General features: G+C 72.5%; 1 protein-coding gene. It reads left to right on the top strand.

Translation table 11 applies throughout. The annotated features are described in order from the left end of the window. The coding region (locus tag ACIBCA_RS37075) for an SDR family NAD(P)-dependent oxidoreductase (protein ID WP_396287592.1) at positions 1-4,928 on the top strand (4,928 nt) is incomplete at both ends.

Genomic DNA, 4,928 nt, shown 5'->3' with positions numbered 1-4,928 from the left:
CGGCCACCCCATCACCTGGCACCACCCCCACCACCACACCACCAACCCCAACCTCCCCACCTACCCCTTCCAACACCACCACTACTGGCTCACCGAACACGCCCAGGGCGGCGCTAAACCGGCCCGACTGGGGCTGCGTCCCGCCGAACACCCGCTACTCGACGCCTCGCTCGACCTCGCCGACGGGACCACCGTCCACACGGCGGCGCTCAGCATCCAGCAGTACCCGTGGCTGGCCGACCACGCCGTCCACCACACCCCCGCGCTACCGGCGACCGCCTTCCTCGACCTCGCCCTCCACGCCGCCCAGGCCACCGGCCACACCGCCGTCGAAGAACTCACCCTCCACGCCCCGCTGCCGCTCGACCGGCCGGTCCGGCTCCAGCTGACCGTCCACCCGGTCAACCCCCAGGACCAGCGGCCGATCACCCTGGCCACGCACCACGCCGGAACCGACACCTGGACGATCCACGCCAGCGGCCTGCTCGCGGTCGACACGGCACCCGCGCCGGCCCCGGACGCCGCAGAGCCCTGGCCGCCCACCGGCGCCGTCCCGGTCGACCTGACCGACGCGTACGGGATCCTGGCCGACCACGGCTACCACTACGGCCCCGCCTTCCAGAACCTCACCCGAGCCTGGAACGCCGACGGCACCCTCTACGCCGAAGCCACCCTCGACCCCGACACCACCACCACCGGCCACACCCTCCACCCCGCCCTCCTCGACGCCGCCCTCCACCCGTTCCCGCTCGACAGCCCGGCCTCGGACGAGACGGCCCTGCCGTTCAGCTGGCAGCAGGTCCGGTTGCACGCGGTCGGCGCGACCGAGCTGCGGGTCCGACTGACGCCCGTCGGGGAGAACGGCTACGCGCTCGACGTCCGCGACGGGACCGGGGCACCGGTCGCCACGGTCGGCTCGCTGGTGCTGCGCCCGGCCTCCAAGGAGGCCCTGCGGAGCGCGCTCACGGCGGGCCGCCAGCCGCACGCCCTGTACCAGGTCACCTGGACACCCATGCCGGCCTCCGCACCGACCGGGCAGCCGACCGAACCGCCGCGCCTGGCCCTCGTCGGCGGAGCCACCACCCCGCTGGCCGCCGAGCTGCGCGTGACCTGCCACGACCTGGTCGAGCACCCCGACCTGGACGCGCTCGCCACCGACCCGCAGCCGCCCGCACACGTCCTGCTCTGCGTCGAGCCCGGCCCAACTGCACTGGAGACGACGGCCGTTCTGCTCGGCCAGGTCCAACAGTGGCTGGCGGACGAGCGGTTCGCCGCCACCCGCCTGGTCGTCGTCACCCGTGACGCCACCACCGGCGACCTCACCACCGCCCCCACCTGGGGACTCATCCGCACCACCCAGACCGAACACCCCGACCGCATCACCCTCCTCGACCTCGACGACCACCCTGACAGCACCACCGTGCTCACCACCGCACTGGCCACCGCCCTCGCCACCAGCGAACCCCAACTCGCCATCCGCCAAGGCACCCTCCACACCCCCCGCATCGAACCCGCCACCACCACCGACGAACAACCGCCCGCCTTCGACCCGGAGGGCACGGTACTGATCACCGGTGGTACCGGCACCCTCGGCGCGCTCGTCGCCCGGCACCTGGTCACCCAACACGGTGTCCGCCACCTGCTGTTGACGAGCCGCAGCGGACCCGACGCCCCCGGCGCGACCGACCTTCAGGCCGAACTCACCGAACTCGGCGCCCAGGTGACCATCACCGCCTGCGACACCGCCTCGCGCGAACAGGTCGACGCCCTCATCGCCGAACACCCGCCCACCACCGTCATCCACGCCGCCGGCGTCCTCGACGACGCCACCGTGGAGAACCTCACCCCCGACAGCATCACCACCGTCTTCGCCCCCAAGGTCGACGCCGCCTGGAACCTCCACCAGGCCACCTCCCACCTCGAGTTGGACGCCTTCATCCTCTTCTCCTCCGTCGTCGCCACCCTCGGCAACCCCGGCCAGGCCAACTACGCCGCCGCCAACGCCTACCTCGACGCCCTCGCCCACCACCGCCACACCCAAGGACTCCCCGCCACCTCCCTCGCCTGGGGACTCTGGCAGCAGACCAGCACCATGACCGGCGCCATGGCCACCACCGACCTCAACCGCATGCGCCGCACCGGCATCGCCCCACTCCCCACCGAACAAGCCCTCACCCTCCTCGACACCGCCCTCCGCACCCCCCACCCAGCCGTACTCCCCGTCCTCTGGGACACCCCGGCACTGCGCACCCTCGCCACCGACGGCGCCCTCCCACCGATCCTCCACAACCTGGTGCCCTCCGCCCCCCGCCGGGCAGTCGCTGCGAAGGCCGCCACCTCCGGAAACGGCCTGACGCAGCGCCTCGCGGCGCTCCCGGCGGAGGAACAGCACCGGCTGATCACCAACCTGGTCCGGGAGACCGTGGCCGCCGTACTCGGCCACGCCACGCCGGACGGGGTCGACGTCGCGGCGACGTTCAAGGACATCGGCTTCGACTCGCTCACCGCCGTCGATCTGCGCAACCACCTCAACGCGGCCACCGGACTCCGGCTCTCCAGCACCCTGGTCTTCGACTTCCCGACCCCCTCGGTGCTGGCCGAGCACATCGGCGCCGAGCTGTCCGGCCGGACGGCCGTCGTCGCACCGGCGGCCCCGGTCGGCGGTCGCGGCGCCGACGCCGCCGACGACCCGATCGCCATCATCGGTCTCGGCTGCCGCTACCCCAACGGCGCCCACTCGCCGGAGGCCCTGTGGCAGTTGGTGACCTCCGGCACGGACGCCGTCGGCGAGTTCCCGACCGACCGCGGCTGGGACCCGGACCTGTACGACCCGGACCCCGACCGCGCCGGGAAGTCGTACACCACCTCCGGCGGATTCCTGTACGACGCGGGCGAGTTCGACCCCGCGTTCTTCGGGATCAGCCCGCGCGAGGCCCTCGCCACCGACCCGCAGCAGCGCCTCCTGTTGGAGACCTCCTGGGAGGCCCTGGAGCGGGCCGGCCTCGCCCCCGACACCCTGCGCGGTTCGCGGACCGGCGTGTTCGCCGGGGTGATGTACGACGACTACGGCTCGCGGGTCGCCGACGCGGCCGACAGCTTCGAGGGCTACCTGGTCAGCGGCAGTGCGGGCAGCATCGCCTCGGGCCGGGTCGCGTACACCTTCGGCTTCGAGGGCCCGGCGGTGACGATCGACACCGCCTGCTCCTCCTCCCTGGTCGCGATCCACCTGGCCGCCCAGGCCCTGCGCTCCGGCGAGTGCACGCTCGCCCTGGCCGGCGGTGTGACGGTGATGGCCACGCCGTCGGTCTTCCTGGAGTTCAGCCGCCAGCGCGGGCTCGCCACCGACGGCCGGTGCAAGCCGTTCGCGGCCGCCGCCGACGGGACGGGCTGGGGAGAGGGAGCCGGCGTGCTGGTTCTGGAGCGCCTCTCCGACGCCCGGCGCAACGGGCACCCGGTGCTGGCGGTACTCCGGGGCAGCGCGGTCAACCAGGACGGCGCCAGCAACGGCCTCACCGCCCCCAACGGCCCATCCCAGCAGCGCGTCATCCAACAAGCGTTGCACAATGCAGGGTTGACGCCTGGCCAGGTCGACGTGGTCGAGGCGCACGGAACGGGCACGACGCTCGGCGACCCGATCGAGGCCCAGGCGCTGCTGGCCACGTACGGACAGGACCGGCCCCAGGAACGTCCGCTCTACCTCGGCTCGATCAAGTCGAACATCGGACACACCCAGGCCGCGGCCGGTGTGGCAGGTGTGATCAAGATGGTGCAGGCCATGCAGCACGGCGTCCTGCCCAAGACCCTGCACGTCGACGCACCCACCCCGCACGTCGACTGGGAAGCCGGCGCCGTCACCCTTCTCACCGAAGCGATGGCCTGGCCCGAGACGGACCACCCCCGCCGCGCTGGTGTCTCGTCCTTCGGGATCAGCGGCACCAACGCCCACGTCATCCTGGAGCAGGCACCGGAAGCCGAAGTACCGGCCCCCGCCGAGGAAGTGAGCACCCCGCTGCCGTTCCTCCTCTCCGCCAAGACCGACACCGCCCTCCGCGAACAGGCCACCCGCCTCGCCGACCACCTGCGCGCGAACCCGCAGCTCGACCTCACCACCACCGCCCGCACCCTCACCCACCACCGCACCCACTTCACCGAACGCGCCGCCGTCGTCGCCACCACCCACCACGACCTCCTGGCCGGACTCACCGCCCTCGCCACCGGCCGCACCCTGCCCACCACCACCCGCGCCACCAGCCAACCCCACCCCGGCCCCATCGCCTACCTCCTCACCGGCCAAGGCAGCCAACGCCCCGGCATGGGACGCCAACTCCACGCCACCCAACCGGTCTTCGCCACCGCCTTCGACGCCGCCTGCGCCGAACTCGACCACCACCTCGACCGGCCGCTGAAGGAGGTCGTCTGGGCCGAACCGGGCTCCGCCGAGGCTGCTCTGCTCGACCAGACCTGCTACACCCAGCCCGCGCTGTTCGCGCTCCAGACCGCCCTCTTCCGCCTGCTGGAACACCACGGCCTCACCCCCGACTACCTCATCGGCCACTCCCTGGGCGAACTCACCGCCGCCCACCTCGCCGGCGTCCTCAACCTCACAGACGCCAGCACCCTCGTCGCCGCCCGCGGCCGCCTCATGCAAGCCGCCCCCACCGGCGGCGCCATGATCTCCATCCGCGCCACCGAAGACGAACTCCTCCCCACCCTCGCCGACTACCCCGACGTCACCATCGCCGCCCTCAACACCCCCACCTCCACCGTCATCTCAGGCGACGAACACCAAGCCCTCACCCTCGCCACCCACTGGCAAAACCAAGGCCGCAAAACCCGACGCCTCCACGTCAGCCACGCCTTCCACTCCCCCCACATGGACCCCATCCTCGACCAGTTCCACACCATCGCCACCACCCTCACCTACCACC

Source organism: Kitasatospora sp. NPDC051170 (assembly GCF_044455705.1).
GTDB lineage: Bacteria > Actinomycetota > Actinomycetes > Streptomycetales > Streptomycetaceae > Kitasatospora.
Note: the sequence above shows the minus strand (reverse complement) of the source record. Positions and strands in the feature narration are given on the sequence as shown.